Here is a 17,259-nt window from a genome sequence, read left to right as displayed (position 1 = left end):
GGCAGGGCCCTGGGCGGTTCAGGCCGCCGGCACGGCCTCCACCGTCACCTCGGCCTCGGCGGCCTGCTTGGCCCGGTCCTTGGCCTCGCGGCGGGCCAGCACCCAGACCCCGACCGGGATCATCGCCGTGAACAGCCACCACTGGATCGCGTACGCCATGTGCGGGCCGATGTCGGAGTGGTTGGGCTCGGGGATCAGCTCGGGCTGGTCGGCGGGGGCCGGGGTGGTGGCGGTGAGCTCCAGGTAGCCGCCGAGCAGGGTGGCGCCGGTCTCCTTGGTCTGCTGCTCGGTGTTGATCAGGTTGAACTGCCGGTCGGGCAGGCCGGCGCGGTCCTTGATGCCGCTGCCGCTGGTCTCGTCGGCGCGCATCCGGCCGGTGAGGGAGACCTCGCCGGTCGGGGCGGCCGGGACAGCCGGGTACTCGGTGGCGCCGTTGCCGGAGGCCACCCAGCCGCGGTTGACCAGGATGCTGCCCTTGCCGTCGGCGAGCTTCAGCGGGGTGATGACGAAATAGCCGATCGTGTCCCCGCTGGAGTCGGTCCGCTTGCGGACGACGAACTCGTGTGCCGGGTCGTACTGCCCGGCGGCCGTCACCGTGCGCCAGGTGAGGTCCTTGGGCACCGCGAAGCCGGGGGCCGCCGACAGCGTGTCGAACGGCACCGGGCCGGCGGTGAGGGCCTTGCCGATCAGCTCGTTCCGGGCCACCCGCGCCTCGTGGCGGTGCAGCTGCCAGAAGCCCAGCTTGATCGTCGCGGGGATCAGCAGCAGCGCGATCAGCATGGTGATCAGCCACTGGCGGGTCAGCAGAAAACGGTACACATGGGCACGGTACGCCGACCTCACAACCGGCTCACGCACCGGGGTGCGGGGCGACCTCGCGCAGCAGTTGGAGGAAGGCGTCCTCGCCGACCACCGGGGTGCCGACCTCGCGGGCCCGGCGGGCCTTGCCGCTCCAGCTGTTCGGCTCGTTGGTGACCAGCAGGCTGGTGAGCCGGCTCACCGAGGTGGCGATGTGCAGGCCGGCCTCGGCGGCGCGGTCCTCCAGCAGCTCGCGGTCGGTGGCGGTGTCGCCGGTGAAGGCCACCCGCATGCCCTGCACCAGTGGCTTGCCGTCCTCCCAGCGCCCTGGGTTGGGGTACGGGCAGGGCGGGCGCTTCTTGGCCTGGCGGTAGGCGGCACCGGTCCAGGAGGACCGGCCGGGGGCAGCGGGCTCGTCCTCGCCGAGGTCGGTGACGGCCACGCAGTTCTGCAGCGGCAGCGGAACCCCGCCCAGGCGGGCCAGGTGCAGGCTGGGGCGGAAGGCCTCGGCCAGCACCCGGGCGTCGTCCAGGGCGTTGTGCGCGTGCTGCTGCCGGACGCCGAAGTGGGCGGCGAGCGAGGACAGCTTGCCGTTGGGCAGCGGCAGCCGCAGGTCGCGGGAGAGGACCATGGTGCAGATCCGCTGTTCGACCGGGGCGTGCAGGCCGGCCCGGGAGAACTCGCGCGAGATCATGTTCCAGTCGAAGAGCGCGTTGTGGGCGACCAGGACCCGGCCGCTCAGCCGGTCGGCGAACTCGGCGGCGATCTGCGGGAAGGTCGGGGCGCCGGAGAGCAGCTCCGCGGTGAGGCCGTGGATCCAGACCGGGCCCGGGTCCCGCTCGGGGTTGACCAGGGTGTACCAGTGGTCGGTGACCTCGCCGTCCGGGTCCAGCTGGTAGACGCCCGCCGAGATGACGCGGTCCGTGCGGCCGAGGCCGGTGGTCTCGACGTCGACCACCGCGAAGCCCTCGGCGGGGGCGGCGGAGCGCTGGGCGGGGACCGGGGCGGTCCGCGGCGCGCCGTACGTCTCGGGCTGGATCGGTTGCATGGTCCAACAGGATAAGCGCCGCGGGGGTCGTACCCGGTCGAAATGTTCCGGCGGACCAGCCGGAATAGAGTGGTCCGTATCGACGTCGTACAAGCGATCGATACTTTGCCCGGCCGTCGACACCCCCTGACAGCCGTCTTCGTAAGGACGAAATCCCATGCGTGCCACCGTGATCCACGGCCCCAATGACATCCGGATCGAAGAGGTCCCGGACCCGGTGATCCAGCACCCGACGGACGTGGTGGTCCGGGTGCTGAACGCCTGCATCTGCGGCAGCGACCTCTGGGCGTACCGCGGGGTGGCGGAGCGGGTGGCCGGGCAGCGGATCGGCCACGAGTTCCTGGGCGTGGTCGAGGAGGCGGGCGCCGAGGTGCGCGACTTCGCGCCGGGCGACCTGGTGGTGGCGCCGTTCGTCTGGTCGGACGGCAGCTGCGACTTCTGCCGGGAGGGCTTGCAGACCTCCTGCCCGCACGGCGGGTTCTGGGGCGAGGTCGGCTCCGACGGCGGCCAGGGCGAGGCGGTCCGGGTGCCGTTCGCGGACGGGACGCTGGTGAAGCTGCCGAAGGAGGCTGCGGGCGACGAGAAGCTGCTGCCGGGCCTGCTGGCGCTGTCCGACGTGATGGCCACCGGGCACCACGCGGCCGTGTCGGCCAGGGTGCGCCCGGGCGTGACGGTCGCGGTGGTCGGCGACGGCGCGGTGGGCCTGTGCGGCGTGCTGGCCGCGCGCCGGCTGGGCGCCGGCCGCATCATCGCGCTGGGCCGCCACACCGCCCGCACCGACCTGGCTCGCCGCTTCGGCGCGACGGACGTGGTGGCCGAGCGTGGCGAGGCCGCGATCGAGGCGGTGAAGGAGCTGACCGGCGGCCAGGGCGCGCACGCGGTCCTGGAGGCGGTCGGGACCGAGGAGTCGATGCGCACGGCCGTCTCGATCGCCCGGGACGGTGGCGCGGTGGGCTACGTCGGTGTCCCGCACGGCGGCAGCGCGGGCGTCGACATCGGTCAGATGTTCGGCCGAAACGTTTCGCTCAACGGCGGCGTCGCCCCGGCCCGCGCGTACATCCCCGAGCTGCTGCCCGACGTCCTCTCCGGGGCCATCGAGCCGGGTCTGGTGTTTGACCGCACGGTGGGCCTGGACGGCGTGCCGGACGGCTACCGGGCGATGGACGACCGCTCGGCGCTGAAGGTCCGGATCACTTTCTGACGGATCGTCAGAAGGGGCGGCACCGTTGGACGGTGCCGCCCCTTCCGTATGTGGCGGCGGTGTTCCGAAGTGACACGAGTGGTGGTTTTCGGCCAATTGGGTAGTACGAGGGGGTGAACGACTGGCTGATCGCGGTCAACCCCTTTCGGGGTGGGCACGACGCTCCTAGCATTGCGCGGCGCGCACACGGATTGTGACGCCCCTCACGTCCGATCGTTCCCCTTGTGCGACCGCTACGCCGAAGGAGTGAGGAGAGACAGAGTGGATTCGCCGCCGATCACCACTGCCCCTACGGAAGTCCAACTCATCGACGACAGCGAGGAGTTCCGTACCCTGCGGCGCTCGTTCCGGAGCTTCGCCTTCCCGGTCACCATCGGCTTCGTGCTCTGGTACCTGCTCTACGTGCTGCTCTCCTGCTACGCCCCCGGCCTGATGGGTGCCAAGGTCGTCGGCCACATCAACGTGGCCCTGGTGCTGGGGCTCCTGCAGTTCGTGACCACCTTCGCCATCGCCGCCTGGTACGCCCGCTACGCCGACCGGCGGATCGACCCGCCCGCCGCCGCGATCCGCGAGGCCCACGGCGCCGTCGTCCACGCTCCCCGGGAGTCCGCCGAATGACCCTGCTCGCCAGCTCCGCCACGGAGCACCGCGGCATCACGATGACCCTGTTCGGGCTCTTCGTGCTGGCCACCCTCGGGATCACCGTCTGGGCCGGGCGGCAGACCAAGGATGCCGCCGACTTCTACGCCGGCGGCCGCGGCTTCACTGGCTTCCAGAACGGCCTGGCCATCTCCGGCGACTACATGTCCGCCGCGTCCTTCCTCGGCATCGCCGGCGCCATCGCGCTCTCCGGCTACGACGGCTTCCTCTACTCGATCGGCTTCCTGGTCGCCTGGCTGGTCGCGCTGCTGCTGATCGCCGAACCGTTGCGCAACTCCGGCCGCTTCACGATGGCGGACGTGCTCGCGTTCCGGATGCGCCAGCGCCCGGTGCGGACCGCGGCGGGCGTCTCCACCATCGTGGTGTCGATCTTCTACCTGCTGGCCCAGATGGTCGGCGCCGGGACGCTGGTGGCGCTGTTGCTGGGGGTCAACGGGGACGCCGCCAAGCGCTGGACCATCGTCGCGGTCGGCGCCCTGATGGTCGTCTACGTGGTGATAGGGGGGATGAAGGGCACCACCTGGGTGCAGATCGTCAAGGCCGTGCTGCTGATCGCCGGCACCGCGCTGATGACCGTCCTGGTGCTGGCCAAGTACCACTTCAACCCCTCGGAGCTGCTCGGCGCCGCGGCCAGCGCGAGCGGCAAGGGCGCGGCCTTCCTCGAACCGGGACTGAAGTACGGGGCCAGCGACACCAGCAAACTCGACTTCATCAGCCTCGGGATCGCGCTGGTGCTCGGCACCGCCGGTCTGCCGCACATCCTGGTCCGCTTCTACACCGTGCCCACCGCCAAGGCGGCCCGGAAGTCGGTGCTCTGGGCGATCGGCATCATCGGCGTCTTCTACCTGATGACCCTGGCGCTCGGCTTCGGCGCGGCGGCCCTGGTCGGCCCCAAGGCGATCAAGGCGGCCAACGCCGCCGGCAACACGGCGGCCCCGCAGCTCGCCGAGGTGCTCGGCGGCGGCGCTGGCACCACCGGCGGCGCGATCCTGCTCGCGGTGATCTCCGCGGTCGCCTTCGCGACCATCCTGGCCGTGGTCGCCGGCCTCACCCTGGCCTCCTCCGCCTCCTTCGCACACGACCTGTACGCCAACGTGATCCGGCGGGGCAAGGCCACCGAGAAGGAGGAGGTGCGCTCGGCGAAGTGGGCCGCCGTGGCGATCGGCGCGGTGGCCATCGTGCTCAGCCTCTTCGCGGGCAAGCTCAACACCGCAGCCCTGGTCGCGCTGGCCTTCGCGGTGGCCGCCTCGGCGAACCTGCCCACCCTGCTCTACTCGCTGTTCTGGAAGCGCTTCACCACCTCCGGCGCGGTCAGCTCGGTCTACGCCGGTCTGATCAGCTCGGTGGTGCTGGTGGTCTTCTCCCCGGTGGTCTCCGGCGCGAAGACCTCGCTCTTCCCGGACACCGACTTCCACTGGTTCCCGCTGGAGAACCCCGGCCTGGTCTCGATCCCGATCGGCTTCCTGGCCGGGTGGATCGCCACCCTGCTGTCCAAGGACCGACCCGATCCGGCGAAGTACGCTGAACTGGAGGTCCGCGCACTGACCGGGCTGGGCGCCCACTGATCACGCTGCGATGACTAAGCTGGCCCGGCCCGCCGTGACGGTGGCCGGGCCGGCCGCATTTCGGGAAGGGACGCACGTGCTGCTCGACACCTTCGGACGACAGGCCGTCGACCTACGGGTCTCCCTCACCGACCGGTGCAATCTGCGCTGCACCTACTGCATGCCCGAGGAGGGCCTGCAGTGGCTGGCCAAGCCCGACCTGCTGACCGACGAGGAGATCGTCCGGCTGATCACCGTCGCGGTGCGTGACCTGGGCGTGCGGGAGGTCCGCTTCACCGGCGGCGAGCCGCTGCTGCGCCCCGGACTGGTCGCCATCGTCGCGGCCTGCTCGGACCTGGACCCGCGCCCCGAGCTGTCCCTCACCACCAACGGCATCGGGCTGGCCCGGACCGCGACGGCGCTGCGCGAGGCCGGGCTCGACCGCGTCAACGTCTCGCTGGACACCCTCGACCCCGAGGTGTTCCACTCCCTCACCCGCCGCCACCGCCACCAGGACGTGCTGGACGGGCTGGCCGCCGCCGAGGCGGCCGGGCTGGCGCCGGTCAAGCTGAACGCGGTGCTGATGCGCGGGGTCAACGACCGCGAGGCGCCCGACCTGCTCGCCTGGTGCCTGGCGCACGGCTACGAGCTGCGCTTCATCGAGCAGATGCCGCTGGACGCCCAGCACGGTTGGGACCGCTCCGCGATGGTCACCGCCGAGGAGATCCTGGGCCTGCTCGGCACGCGTTTCACGCTCACCCCGGAGCCGTCCGTGCGCCGGGGCGCGGCGCCCGCCGAGCGCTGGCTGGTGGACGGCGGCCCGGCCGGGGTGGGCGTGATCGCCTCCGTCACCCGCCCGTTCTGCCGGGCCTGCGACCGGACCCGGCTGACCGCCGACGGGCAGGTGCGGAACTGCCTGTTCGCGACCGGGGAGACGGACCTGCGCACCGCCCTGCGCTCGGGTGCGGACGACGTCGAGCTCGGCGCGCTGTGGCGGGCGGCGATGTGGGGCAAGAAGGCCGGGGCCGGGATCGACGACCCGGAGTTCCACCAGCCCGAGCGGCCGATGTCGGCGATCGGCGGGTAAGGCGGTCGGAGCGGTCGGGCGCCGGTCGGGCGGTCGGGGCGGTCGGGCGCCGGTCAGGCGGTCTCGGCCGATTCGGGGGTCCAGTCGGCGAAGGCGACGACCTCCTTGAGGAAGCCGCGCACGCCGAGGAACTGGGACAGGTGCTCGCGGTGCTCGTCGCAGGCGAGCCAGGTCTTGCGGCGGTCCGGGGTGTGCAGCTTGGGGTTGTTCCACACCAGCACCCAACGGGCGTCCGCCCGGCAGCCCTTGGCGGAGCAGGTCGGCGTCTGCGGGGTGTCCATCGGGCCGTCCTCAGCGATAGGCGGGTGGTCTGCACCGCCAGTGTTTCACGCGTCCCGCACGGCCCGGAGCAGGCCCGTCCGGATCCGGGCATGGCGACGCCGGGCAGCCACGGGGGGAGCCGCCCGGCGTCGGTCCGTCGCTCCGACGGGGGATGCGGAGCGCGTACGCAGTATGTCACGCCAAGGGCCTCGGATGGGGAGGTCTTGCATGATTAATCTGAGCTTCTTCTGAGCTTTCTTCGAGTCGAATTCACTCGAACCACCGTGAAACGGACGGTCAGCTCGGGCCCCGTGAAGGATCGGTGGCAGCTGCCTTTGCCCCACCTGCACCAGTGGCCGCACCCGCCCCACCCGTCCCGCCGGGGCCCAGCATCAGCGGGGTGTCGAGCGGGATGTCGAAGGTGCTCGGCAGGCCCGGCGCCCGCTCCCGGCCCGCGTTGGCGATCAGGACGGCGAAGTACGGCAGCAGCACGCCGCCCGCCAGCGCCGCGAACGCCAGCCACCGCTGGACGTCCCACAGCACCACCGCGAGCAGCACGCAGACCGTCCGGAGCAGCATCGAGACCACGTAGCGGCGCTGGCGTCCGCGGACGTCGTCGGTGAGGCTGCTCCGCGCCCCCGTGATCCGGAAGACCTGCCCGCCCTCGGCGCTCTTGCCCATGTCCTACCGCCCTCGTCCGCGCGCCCGCGCGCCTCGCCGCGCGGCCTCCTCACGGTACGCCCGGTCGGCGGCGGCGACGAGACCGGGTGGGCCGGGGCCACCCGGTCGGGGGCGCCACTGGCCTGTCCGGCGTATCCCGGGCAGGCCGGTGGCGGCGTCAGGACCGCCGGGAGAGGTACTGCGGGGGGACGGCGTCGGTGAGCCAGACGCCGTTGTCGCTGATCCGGAACTCGTGCCCGGCCGCCGCCATCGCGGCCGCGTTCACGGTGAGCACCACCGGGCGGCCGTGCCGGGCGCCGACCCGGACCGCGGTCTCGGTGTCCGCGGACAGGTGGACGTCCTGCCGGGTCATCGGGCGCAGGCCCTCCCGGAAGATCGAGGCCAGGTGGCGGTCGGCGGTGCCGTGGTAGAGCACCGGCGGCGGCACGGTGGCGGCCAGACCGAGGTCGACCACCACCGTGTGGCCCTGGTTGGCACGGATCGAGCGACCGTCCGCGGAGTAGCCGAAGCGGCGCTTGTTGTTGGCCGCCACCACGTGGTCCAGATCGGCCCTGGTCAGCCCGTTCCCCTTCGCCGCGAGGGCGGCGAGGAGTACGTCGACCCGGACCCAGCCGGCCTCGTCCAGCGTGACGCCCACCCGCTCCGGCTCGTGCCGCAGGATGCGCGACAGCATCTTGCTCGTCTTGACCAGCCGCTTCTCGTCCATCATGTCTCTCGTATCCCCCCGTTGGTCAGTGGCTATGAGGCCTGGCTGACCGAACTCATGTTGAAGTCCGCGATACGCACGGGTGGCATCGCGGCGCGGGTGAAGTCGTCGCTCCACTCGCGGGGCAGGCAGCGCTCGGTGCGGCCCGCCTCGGTGATCCGGCCGAGCAGGTCCACCGGGGACTCGTTGAACCGGAAGTTGTTGACCGCGCCGACGACTTCGCCGTTCTCGATCAGGTAGACGCCGTCCCGGGTCAGGCCGGTGAGCAGCAGCGTCGCCGGGTCCACCTCGCGGATGTACCAGAGGCAGGTGAGCAGCAGGCCGCGCCCGGTGCGGGCGATCATCTCGTCCAGGGTCGGCGCGCTGTCCTGGTCGGCCGTCTCCAGCACCAGGTTGTCGACGGCCGGGCGCAGCGGCAGGCCGGTCAGGTCGGCGGAGTGGCGGCTGGTGACCAGGTCGGCCAGCACGCCCTCGCGGATCCACTCGGTGGCGGTGATCGGCAGGCCGTTGTCGAAGACCGAGACGTTCCCGTAGGTCGAGTGCGCGAGGACGAACGGCGCGGCCTCCAGGCCGGGTTCGCGCGGGTCGGAGCGCAGTGTCAGCGGCAGGGCGCTGAGCTTGTCGCCGACCCGGGTGCCGCCGCCGGGCGTGGAGAAGACCGTCCGGCCCTCGTGGGCGTCGCGGCCGCCGGCGGACCAGTTGAGGTAGACCATCAGGTCGGCGACGGCCGAGGGCGGCAGCAGCGTCTCGTAGCGGCCGGCCGGCAGGTCCACCGTGCGGGCGCCCCAGCCGAGGCGCTTGGTCAGCTCGGCGTGCAGGGCGGTGACGTCCACGTCGGAGAAGTCCCGGGTGGGCGCGCCGACCCAGGCCGAGCCGGACAGGTCGGCGGTCTTGGCGTTGATCTCGACCATGCCGGTCGGCTGGTCGTGGCGCAGCCGCAGGCCGGCGGAGGTGCCCAGGTAGCTGGAGACGATCTCGTGCCGGGCGAAGCCGTACAGCAGCTCACCCTGTGCGGCGGCCCGGGCGAAGGCCTCGCCGAGGGCCTCGCCGAAGGCGTCGAACACGGTGATCGAGGTCTCGGCGGGCGCCTCGGTGAAGTCCGGCGAGGACGGCCGCTCGGCCACCAGCGGCTGGGCGTCCTCGGCCGGGCCGGCCGCGCGGGCGGCCGCCTCGGCGGCGCGGACCAGGTCCTCCACCTCTGCCGGGACGACGGCCTCGCGGGAGACCACGCCGGAGGCGGTGCCCTCGGCGCCGTCGACCGTGGCGATCACGGTGAGCCGGCGGCCCCGGGTGACGCCGTTGGTGGTCAGCGAGCCCCCCGGTTTGTTCCCAGGGGCGGCCCAGCGCAGGTTGGCGGTGGACTCCTCGTCGGCGATCACCACGCAGCCGTCGGCGCGGGAGAGGCCGAGTGCCAGCTCGACGATTTCGTGGGGCTGCATCGCGGCCATCAGTGACCCGCCTCCTGCTGGGTGTTGAGCACGTTGACGTTGCGGAACAGCGCCGACGGGCAGCCGTGGCTGACCGCCGCGGTCTGGCCGGGCTGCGCCTTGCCGCAGTTGAAGGCGCCGCCGAGGACGTAGGTCTGCGGGCCGCCGACGGCCGCCATCGAGCCCCAGAAGTCGGTGGTGGTCGCCTGGTAGGCGAAGTCCTTGACCTGGCCCGCGAGTTCGCCGTTCTTGATGGCGTAGGCGCGCTGGCCGGTGAACTGGAAGTTGTAGCGCTGCATGTCGATCGACCAGGAGCGGTCGCCGACGATGTACAGGCCGTTCTCCACCCCGGCGAACAGGCCCTCGGTGTCCGGGCCGTCGGCGGCGGGCTGGAGCGAGACGTTGGCCATCCGCTGCACCGGCACGTGCGCGGGGGAGTCCGCGAAGGCGCAGCCGTTGGAGCGCTCGAAGCCCTTCAACCGGGCCATGCTGCGGTCGAGTTGGTATCCGACCAGGGTGCCGTCCCGAACCAGGTCCCAGGACTGGGTGGCGACGCCCTCGTCGTCGTAGCCGATGGTGGACAGGCCGTGCTCGGCGGTGCGGTCGCCGGTCACGTGCATCAGCTCGGAGCCGTACCTGAGCGAGCCGAGCTGGTCGAAGGTGGCGAAGGAGGTGCCGGCGTAGGCGGCCTCGTAGCCGAGCGCGCGGTCCAGCTCGGTGGCGTGGCCGATCGACTCGTGGATGGTCAGCCAGAGGTTGGACGGGTCGATGACCAGGTCGTAGCGGCCGGCCCGGACGCTCGGCGCCTTCATCTTCTCGGCCAGCAGGGCGGGCAGTTCGGCGAGTTCGGCGTCCCAGTCCCAGCCCGTTCCCCGCAGGTACTCGTAACCGCGCCCGACCGGCGGGGCCAGCGTGCACATCGAGTCGAAGGCCCCGGTGCGCTCGTCCACCGAGGTGGCCTCCAGAGCCGGGTGCACCCGGATCCGCTGCTGGGTGGTGACGGTGCCCGCGGTGTCCGCGTAGAACTTGTTCTCCTGGACGGTCAGCAGGCTCGCCTGGACGTGCGAGACGCCCTCGGCGGCCAGCAGCCGCGAACTCCACTCGGCGAGCAGCGCGGTCTTCTCCGCGTCCGGCACCTCGAAGGGGTTCACCTGGTACGAGGAGACCCAGGTGGCGTCCCGGTACACCGGCTCGTCGGCCAGCTCGACCCGCTCGGCGGAGCCGGCGGCCCGGCTGATCCCGCCGGAGAGCCGCGCCACCGCGACGGCCTGCTCGGCGACCCGCGCCGCGGCGTCGGTGGTGAGGTCCACCCCGGCGGCGAAGCCCCAGGCGCCGTCCAGCAGCACCCGGACGGCGAAGCCGAGCTGCACGCTGTCGGAGGTGCCGGCCGGGCGGGCGTCGCGCAGCCGCCAGGCGGCGCTGCGGACCCGCTCCAGACGGAAGTCGGCGTGGGAGGCGCCGAGTTCACGGGCCCGGCTGAGGGCGGCGTCGGCGAGGGTGCGCAGCGGGAAGGCGAGGAACAGCGGGTCGACGGCGCGCCCGTGCGGGGCGCCGGCGCTGTCGGCCGGAGGGATCGGAGGCAAGCGGGCTCCCTGGTCGCGGAGGGTGGCGGTGCGGCGCCGCACAGGGGCGCCCGCACCGCATCATTGCCCGTCCACGGGGTTTCGGCCAGCGCATTCCGGCCGGTGCGCCGCCGTTCTGGTCGGTCCTCAGCCGACGGTTTCCCACCAGCCGTCGAGCTCCGGGGGGTTGTCCACGTCGACCCGCTCACCGGGGCGCGGCACGGCCAGCGGGACGGCCTGCGTCTTGGCCTCGGCCAGCAGCCGCTCGACGGGCTCGGCCCACGGGTGCAGGCCCAGGTTGAAGGTGCACCAGTGCACCGGCACCAGCAGGCCGGCCCGGAGGTCGCGGTGGGCGAGCACGGCGTCCTCGGGGGTCATGTGGATGTCCGCCCAGGCCGCGTCGTAGGCGCCGATCTGCACCAGCGCGGCGTCGAAGGGGCCGTGCTGCTCGCCGATCCGGGCGTAGCCCTCGAAGTAGCCGGAGTCGCCGGTGTAGAAGACCTTGCGGTTCGGGCCGGCGATCACCCAGGAGCCCCACAGGGTGGTGTTGCGGGTCAGGCCGCGGCCGGAGAAGTGGTGCGCCGAGGTGAGGGTGAGTACCAGTTCGCCGAGGGTGCAGGTCTCGTCCCAGTCCAGCTCGATGATGCGGTGCTCCGGGACGCCCCAGCGGCGCAGGTGGCCGCCGATGCCCAGGGGCACCGCGAACGGCGCGGACTGGCTGCGCACCAGGCGCTTGACCGTGGCCATGTCCAGGTGGTCGTAGTGGTCGTGCGAGATCAGTACGGCGTCGACCTGCGGCAGCTCCTCCAGCTCCACCGGCACCGGGTGCAGCCGCTTGGGGCCGACGTGCGCGGCGGGGGAGCAGCGCTCGCTCCAGATCGGGTCGAGCAGCACCCGGGAGCCCTCGATCTCCACCAGCGCGGAGGCGTGCCCGTACCAGGTGATCGTGACGCCCTCGGCGGCCGGGCCCGGTCCGGGGGCCGGGCGGACGGTCGGCACGGGGTGGGCGGGGACGCGGCCCTCGCGCTCGAACAGCATCCGGCGGATGGTGCCGCGGTCGATGTCCGGTGCGGTGGTGGCCCGGGCCAGGGTGGAGGGGGCGTTGTGGAAGACGCCGTCGCGGTACTGCGGCGAGTCGCGCACCCGCTCCTCGTGCTCGCCGTCCGGCCGTCGCCCGAACGCCGCCGGCAGGTCGCGCAGCGACCAGGCGGCCGCTCCCAGTCCGGCCGCCAGGGCGGTCAGGGCCAGCAGTCGTCCGCGTCGGTGGGTGCTCCGGGGCCGTGCCTTGGTCATGCGCCCTGCCTTCGTTCCTCGCCGGGATCCTTGGGGGATCGGTACGGCCGGTCCCGGGTCGGCCCACACCACGGGGGCAACGGGTGTGCCGGGCCGTGTTGTTCCCGTACCGTGGCCTCGGCTCGGCCCGGAATCGACCCCGGCCTGGCCCGGGCGCCGCTCCGGACGCGGTCCGATCAGGGCAGGTGAGCAGGCACGGGGCGCTGCGGGTACGGATTGTCGGATTGCGACAGTTCCGCTGGTGCGGCGCTGTGGGAGCCCGATGCGCCGCCACCGCCGACCGCCCGATAGCGTCACACTGCGTACGCGTTCCGACGTACGTGCTCACACACGGAGAGAGGTGGATCGTTGAGCCGCTCGGTTCTCGTCACCGGAGGAAACCGGGGCATCGGCCTCGCGATCGCCCAGGCCTTCGCCGAGGCTGGCGACAAGGTCGCCATCACCAGCCGTTCGGGTGAGGTGCCCGAGGCCCTGGAGAAGTACGACGTCCTCGCGGTGCGCTGTGACATCACGGACGCCGCGCAGGTCGACGCCGCCTTCTCCGAGATCGAGGAGAAGCACGGCGCGGTCGAGGTGCTGGTCGCCAACGCGGGCATCACCAAGGACACCCTCCTGCTGCGCATGTCCGAGGAGGACTTCACCTCCGTCCTGGACACCAACCTGACCGGTGCCTTCCGGGTGGTCAAGCGCGCCTCCAAGCTGATGATGCGCGCCCGCAAGGGCCGCGTGGTGCTGATCTCGTCCGTGGTGGGCCTCTCCGGTTCGCCGGGCCAGGCGAACTACGCCGCGTCCAAGGCGGGCCTGGTCGGCTTCGCCCGGTCGCTGGCGCGCGAGCTGGGCCCGCGCAACATCACCGTCAACGTGGTCGCCCCCGGCTTCGTGGACACCGACATGACCGCCGTGCTCAGCGACGAGCGCCGCGCGGAGATCGTCTCGGGCGTGCCGCTGGGCCGCTACGCGTCGCCCGCCGAGGTCGCCTCCACCGTGCGGTTCCTCGGTTCGGACGAGGCCGCGTACATCACCGGAGCCGTCATTCCCGTTGACGGCGGATTGGGCATGGGTCACTGAGCATGAGTGGAATCCTTGAGGGCAAGCGGATCCTGATCACCGGCGTGCTGATGGAGTCCTCCATCGCCTTCCACGCCGCCAAGCTCGCCCAGGAGCAGGGCGCGGAGATCATCCTCACCGCGTTCCCGCGCCCGAGCCTGACCGAGCGGATCGCCAAGAAGCTGCCGAAGCCGGTCACCGTGCTGTCGCTGGACGTCTCCAGCGAGGAGGACCTGGCGGGCATCGCCGACCAGGTCCGCGAGCACCTGCCGACCCTGGACGGCATCGTCCACTCGATCGGCTTCGCCCCGCAGGACGCCCTGGGCGGCAACTTCCTGGACACCCCGTGGGAGTCCGTGGCGACCGCCATGCACGTCTCGGCGTTCTCGCTGAAGTCGCTCACCATGGCGCTGATGCCGCTGATGCAGGACGGCGGCTCGGTGGTCGGCCTGACCTTCGACGCGCAGCTCGCCTGGCCGCAGTACGACTGGATGGGCCCGGCCAAGGCCGCCCTGGAGGCCACCAACCGGTACATGGCCCGCTACCTGGGCGAGCGGGACATCCGCTGCAACCTGATCTCGGCCGGCCCGCTCGGCTCGATGGCCGCCAAGTCCATCCCGGGCTTCGGCGACCTGGCCGACACCTGGAACCACCGCTCCCCGCTCAAGTGGGACCTGAACGACCCGGAGCCGGCCGGCCGCGGCATCGTCGCGCTGCTGTCGGACTGGTTCCCGAAGACCACCGGCGAGATCATCCACGTCGACGGCGGCCTGCACGCCATCGGCGCCTGACAGCTTCGCCGTACACCGCTGCCCGGCACCCTCGTGGGGGTGCCGGGCAGCGGCGTTCCACGAGGTCTCAGGCGTCGGCGGGGGCGCAGGCACCGATGGCGCGGCCGGCCTCGACGGACGCGCGCTGGGCGTCGCCGGCCCGGATGGCGTCGAGGATGGTGTCGTGGCCGATGTAGCGCTCGGCGATCAGCTCGGGACCGACGTCGTGCCGCAGGTGGGCGCGGGTGACCTCGCCGAGGTCGGCGTAGACGGCGGCGAGCACGTCGTTGTGGGCGGCGGCGACGACGGCCTGGTGGAACGAGGCGTCGGCCTGGACGAAGTCCTCGGCGTCGCCGGAGTGCCAGGCGGCCTCGCGGCGGCTGATCGCGGCGTCCAGCAGGCCGAGGTCGCGGTCGGTGCGGCGGACGGCGGCGAGCCCGGCCGCGCAGGTCTCCAGGGCGGCCCGCAGCTCGGCGACCTGCGCCTGGTCGGCGTCGGCGAAGCGGCGGTGCATCACCCCGGCCAGTTCGCTGGTGGCCAGCACGTAGGTGCCGGAGCCCTGGCGGATGTCGAGCAGCCCGTTGTGGGCGAGGGCGCGGACGGCCTCGCGGACGGTGTTGCGGGCGACGCCGAGTTGTTCGACGAGTGCGGCCTCGGTGGGGATGCGCGAGCCGACGGGCCACTCCCCGGAGGTGATCTGGGCGCGCAGCTGCGCGATCACCTGGTCGGACAGCGGGGTGCGCCTCGGCGAGGACAGCGCCACGGGGACTCCTTGCGACTACGGGTGGGTGGACGGGGCCAGTGGGTGGAAGGCCCCGGTGGGGAGCGGGTCGGCACATCATGCCAATTCGAAGGTGCATCAATTCATCCCATCATTCTATGATGGCGTCCATGCCTCCCGCAGCAGACACCACCGCCTCCCGACGAACCGAGGCCCGGCCGCAGACCGAGCGGCCCTCCACCACCCCCTCCGCCAAGTACCTCGGCTGGCTGTTCGCCGTCGCGATCGCCGCCGCCGCCTTCAACCTGCGCCCCGTGGTCACCAGCCTCGGGCCGCTGCTCGACCAGGTCCGCACCGACCTCGGGATGAACCCGACGCTCGCCGGGCTGCTCACCGCCGTCCCGTCGCTCTGCTTCGGGCTGTTCGGCTTCGCCGCGCCCTCGATGGCCCGGCGGATCGGCCCGATCGCGGTGATCACCGCCGGCCTGGGCGCGATCACCGCGGGCGTGCTGGCCCGCTCCTTCGCCGGCGGCACCGCGGTGTTCCTGCTGCTGACGGCGCTCGCGCTGGGCGGCGTGGCGGTCTCCAACGTGCTGATCCCGGTGGTGATCAAGCGCTACTTCCCGGACAAGGTCGGTCCGATGATCGGCCTCTACTCGATGTCGCTGTCGGCCGGCACCGCGCTGGCCGCCGCCGTCACCGTGCCGCTGACCAGTGCGCTCGGCGGCGACTGGCGCTACGGCCTGGGCGTCTGGGCCGGCCTCGGCGCGCTGGCCCTGCTGCTCTGGCTGCCGGTGCTGCTGACCAAGCGCGAGCGGGGCGACCGCGCCGACGGCTCGGCCCCCGCCAAGCTGCCGATCACCCGCAGCCGGACGGCCTGGGCGATGGCCTGCTTCTTCGGCCTCCAGGCCACCGGCGCCTACGTGGTGATGGGCTGGCTGCCGAAGATCTTCCAGGACGCCGGCGTCGACAAGGGCACCTCCGGGGTGCTGCTCGCGGTGACCATGGTGATCGGTGTGCCGGTCTCCTTCGTGCTGCCCAACCTGGCCGCCCGCCGCGGCGACCAGCGGCTGTTCGTCGTCGTGCTCGCCGCCTGCGGCATCGCCGGGTACGCCGGGCTGGCGCTGGCCCCGGCCGGTGCGCCCTGGGTCTGGTCGGTCCTGGTGGGCCTGTCCAACTGCGCCTTCCCGCTGGTGCTGACGATGATCGGGCTGCGCGCCCGGACCGCAGGCGGGGTCGCCCAGCTCTCCGCCTTCGCCCAGGGCGTCGGCTACCTGATCTCCATCCCCGGCCCGATCCTGATCGGCCGGATCTACCAGATGACCGGCGAGTGGTACGGGCCGCTGGGCTTCCTGGCACTGCTGCTGGTGCCGCAGATGCTGTTCGGCCTGCGGGCCGCGCTGGCCCGGCACATCGAGGACGAGGCGGTCCACCCCGCAGCGCAGGTCAAGGCCTGACCAAGGGCTGGCCAACGCCGAGGGGTCGGTGACCGACGGGCGTGTTCGGGGTGGAAGAATCCCGGACATGCCCGTTCTCGATCCCAACCCGACCGACGGCCGCAAGCAGCTCGGCCAGATCGCCCTGGCGATCGCCGGCATCGTGGTGCTGGTGGCGATCATCGCCTCCGTCGCCGCCGCCATCGGCTGACTCCCGCCCGTGACCCGCCGGCGCCGTACCCCCGGTGACGCCCGGGCGAACGGCGCGTGATGGCACTCGCCACCCCTGCGGGTGGCGGCAGCCGGGAGCGTCGCGCCCCGGAGCGGCTTTTCTGCCAAGCTTGCTGGGTATGAGCGCCGACACGCCCCGCAGGATCATCGTTCTCCGCCACGCCAAGGCCGACTGGCCCAACGGCGTGGACGACCACGAGCGGCCGCTGGCCGACCGGGGCCGCCACCAGGCCCCGGAGGCCGGCCGCTGGCTGGTCGACTCCGGCATCAACCCCGACTACGTGCTCTGCTCCACCGCGCTGCGCGCCCGCGAGACCTGGAAGCTGGCGGCGCACGAGCTGCCCAAGCGGGCCAGCAAGACGGTGTACGAGGACCGGATCTACGAGGCCAGCCCCGGTGAGATCATCGCCGTCCTCCAGGAGACCCCGGAGGAGTACTCGGATGTCGTACTGGTCGGCCACAACCCCGGCGTGCTGGGCCTGACCCAGGTGCTGGCCGGGGACGCGGGCGACCGGGACGCGCTGGAGCGGCTGCGGCTCGGGGGCTTCCCGACGGCGGCGATCGCGGTGCTCAGTTTCGGCGGCTCCTGGAAGGGCGTCGAGCCGGGCATGGCCGAGCTGGTGTCGTACTACACGCCGCAGGACTGATCCCCCGGGATCCCTGACGAGGAGGGGCGGGGGGGGCGGGGCCCCCGCCCCCCCCCCCCCCCCCCCCCCCCCCCCCCGGGGGGCGGGGGGGGGGGGGCGGGGGGGGGCCCCCCCCCCCCGCCGGGGGGGGGCCCCCCCG

At 72.7% G+C, this 17,259-nt stretch carries 18 protein-coding genes; 9 read left to right on the top strand and 9 right to left on the bottom strand.

Going from position 1 to position 17,259, the window contains the following annotated elements:
• Nucleotides 1–18: 18 nt before the first annotated feature.
• Together ACIOJE_RS23435 and ACIOJE_RS23430 are read right to left on the bottom strand one after the other, a co-directional pair.
• Nucleotides 19–819 carry an SURF1 family protein gene (locus ACIOJE_RS23435; RefSeq protein WP_400778499.1) on the bottom strand — a complete coding sequence of 267 codons (801 nt, stop codon included), beginning with the start codon at nt 817–819 and terminating at the stop codon, nt 19–21.
• Nucleotides 820–850: 31 nt separating this feature from the next.
• Complete coding sequence (locus tag ACIOJE_RS23430) at nt 851–1,846, bottom strand: DEDDh family exonuclease (protein WP_280678262.1); 996 nt, start codon at nt 1,844–1,846, stop codon at nt 851–853.
• Nucleotides 1,847–2,003: 157 nt separating this feature from the next.
• Between ACIOJE_RS23430 and ACIOJE_RS23425 the strand changes: the two genes are divergently transcribed.
• The 4 genes from ACIOJE_RS23425 to moaA all read left to right on the top strand — a co-directional run bounded on the left by ACIOJE_RS23425 (nt 2,004) and on the right by moaA (nt 6,338).
• Complete coding sequence (locus ACIOJE_RS23425; RefSeq protein ID WP_400778496.1) at nt 2,004–3,047, top strand: zinc-dependent alcohol dehydrogenase family protein; 1,044 nt, start codon at nt 2,004–2,006, stop codon at nt 3,045–3,047.
• Nucleotides 3,048–3,308: 261 nt separating this feature from the next.
• Nucleotides 3,309–3,665: a DUF485 domain-containing protein gene (locus ACIOJE_RS23420; protein ID WP_280678265.1), complete on the top strand. Its 357-nt coding sequence runs from the start codon at nt 3,309–3,311 to the stop codon at nt 3,663–3,665.
• Entirely contained in the window at nt 3,662–5,272 is a 1,611-nt protein-coding gene (locus ACIOJE_RS23415; RefSeq protein ID WP_400669622.1) for a cation acetate symporter, read from the top strand. The genes ACIOJE_RS23420 and ACIOJE_RS23415 overlap by 4 nt, the downstream gene beginning before the upstream one ends.
• A 76-nt stretch (nt 5,273–5,348) precedes the next feature.
• The gene (gene moaA / locus ACIOJE_RS23410; protein ID WP_400778782.1) at nt 5,349–6,338 is read left to right on the top strand and encodes a GTP 3',8-cyclase MoaA; all 990 of its coding nucleotides are present in this window, start codon (nt 5,349–5,351) and stop codon (nt 6,336–6,338) included.
• Nucleotides 6,339–6,391: 53 nt separating this feature from the next.
• Here moaA and ACIOJE_RS23405 read toward each other — a convergent pair whose 3' ends face one another.
• The 6 genes from ACIOJE_RS23405 to ACIOJE_RS23380 form a co-directional block, all read right to left on the bottom strand.
• Nucleotides 6,392–6,619, bottom strand: coding sequence for a hypothetical protein (locus ACIOJE_RS23405; RefSeq protein WP_280678269.1), 228 nt, complete (start codon nt 6,617–6,619; stop codon nt 6,392–6,394).
• Nucleotides 6,620–6,896: 277 nt separating this feature from the next.
• Nucleotides 6,897–7,280, bottom strand: a complete 384-nt coding sequence (locus ACIOJE_RS23400) for a DUF3099 domain-containing protein (protein ID WP_400778492.1) — start codon at nt 7,278–7,280, stop codon at nt 6,897–6,899.
• 157 nt (nt 7,281–7,437) lie between these two features.
• A complete protein-coding gene (locus ACIOJE_RS23395) occupies nt 7,438–7,986 on the bottom strand; it encodes an RNA 2'-phosphotransferase (protein WP_400778780.1) in 549 nt (182 codons plus the stop codon).
• Between the two features lie 32 nt (nt 7,987–8,018).
• On the bottom strand, nt 8,019–9,434 hold the full coding sequence (locus tag ACIOJE_RS23390; protein ID WP_400778489.1) for a metallopeptidase TldD-related protein: 1,416 nt from the start codon (nt 9,432–9,434) through the stop codon (nt 8,019–8,021).
• A complete protein-coding gene (locus tag ACIOJE_RS23385) occupies nt 9,434–10,987 on the bottom strand; it encodes a TldD/PmbA family protein (protein WP_400778778.1) in 1,554 nt (517 codons plus the stop codon). Before ACIOJE_RS23385 ends, ACIOJE_RS23390 begins: the two co-directional genes overlap by 1 nt.
• Before the next feature lie 135 nt (nt 10,988–11,122).
• The gene (locus ACIOJE_RS23380; RefSeq protein WP_280678275.1) at nt 11,123–12,268 is read right to left on the bottom strand and encodes an MBL fold metallo-hydrolase; all 1,146 of its coding nucleotides are present in this window, start codon (nt 12,266–12,268) and stop codon (nt 11,123–11,125) included.
• A 348-nt stretch (nt 12,269–12,616) separates the two neighbouring features.
• Between ACIOJE_RS23380 and fabG the strand changes: the two genes are divergently transcribed.
• On the top strand, nt 12,617–13,336 hold the full coding sequence (fabG, locus tag ACIOJE_RS23375; protein ID WP_280678276.1) for a 3-oxoacyl-[acyl-carrier-protein] reductase: 720 nt from the start codon (nt 12,617–12,619) through the stop codon (nt 13,334–13,336).
• Between the two features lie 2 nt (nt 13,337–13,338).
• Nucleotides 13,339–14,106, top strand: coding sequence for an enoyl-ACP reductase FabI (gene fabI / locus ACIOJE_RS23370; protein ID WP_280678278.1), 768 nt, complete (start codon nt 13,339–13,341; stop codon nt 14,104–14,106).
• A gap of 67 nt (nt 14,107–14,173) precedes the next feature.
• Here the strand turns inward: fabI and ACIOJE_RS23365 are convergent, their stop codons facing one another.
• Nucleotides 14,174–14,848, bottom strand: a complete 675-nt coding sequence (locus ACIOJE_RS23365) for a FadR/GntR family transcriptional regulator (RefSeq protein ID WP_280678280.1) — start codon at nt 14,846–14,848, stop codon at nt 14,174–14,176.
• A 128-nt stretch (nt 14,849–14,976) separates the two neighbouring features.
• On the opposite strand from ACIOJE_RS23365, the gene ACIOJE_RS23360 reads away from it, so the two are divergent.
• The 3 genes from ACIOJE_RS23360 (at nt 14,977) to ACIOJE_RS23350 (ending at nt 17,120) form a co-directional block, all read left to right on the top strand.
• The gene (locus tag ACIOJE_RS23360) at nt 14,977–16,263 is read left to right on the top strand and encodes a CynX/NimT family MFS transporter (protein WP_400778484.1); all 1,287 of its coding nucleotides are present in this window, start codon (nt 14,977–14,979) and stop codon (nt 16,261–16,263) included.
• A gap of 67 nt (nt 16,264–16,330) precedes the next feature.
• Entirely contained in the window at nt 16,331–16,453 is a 123-nt protein-coding gene (locus ACIOJE_RS23355) for an SGM_5486 family transporter-associated protein (RefSeq protein WP_279634939.1), read from the top strand.
• A gap of 139 nt (nt 16,454–16,592) precedes the next feature.
• Nucleotides 16,593–17,120, top strand: coding sequence for a histidine phosphatase family protein (locus ACIOJE_RS23350; protein WP_280678285.1), 528 nt, complete (start codon nt 16,593–16,595; stop codon nt 17,118–17,120).
• The last annotated feature ends 139 nt before the right edge of the window (nt 17,121–17,259 follow it).

The organism is Kitasatospora sp. NPDC087861, from assembly GCF_044742585.1.
In the GTDB taxonomy this organism is placed as follows: domain Bacteria; phylum Actinomycetota; class Actinomycetes; order Streptomycetales; family Streptomycetaceae; genus Kitasatospora.
This window is presented reverse-complemented; position numbering and strand designations above follow the sequence as displayed.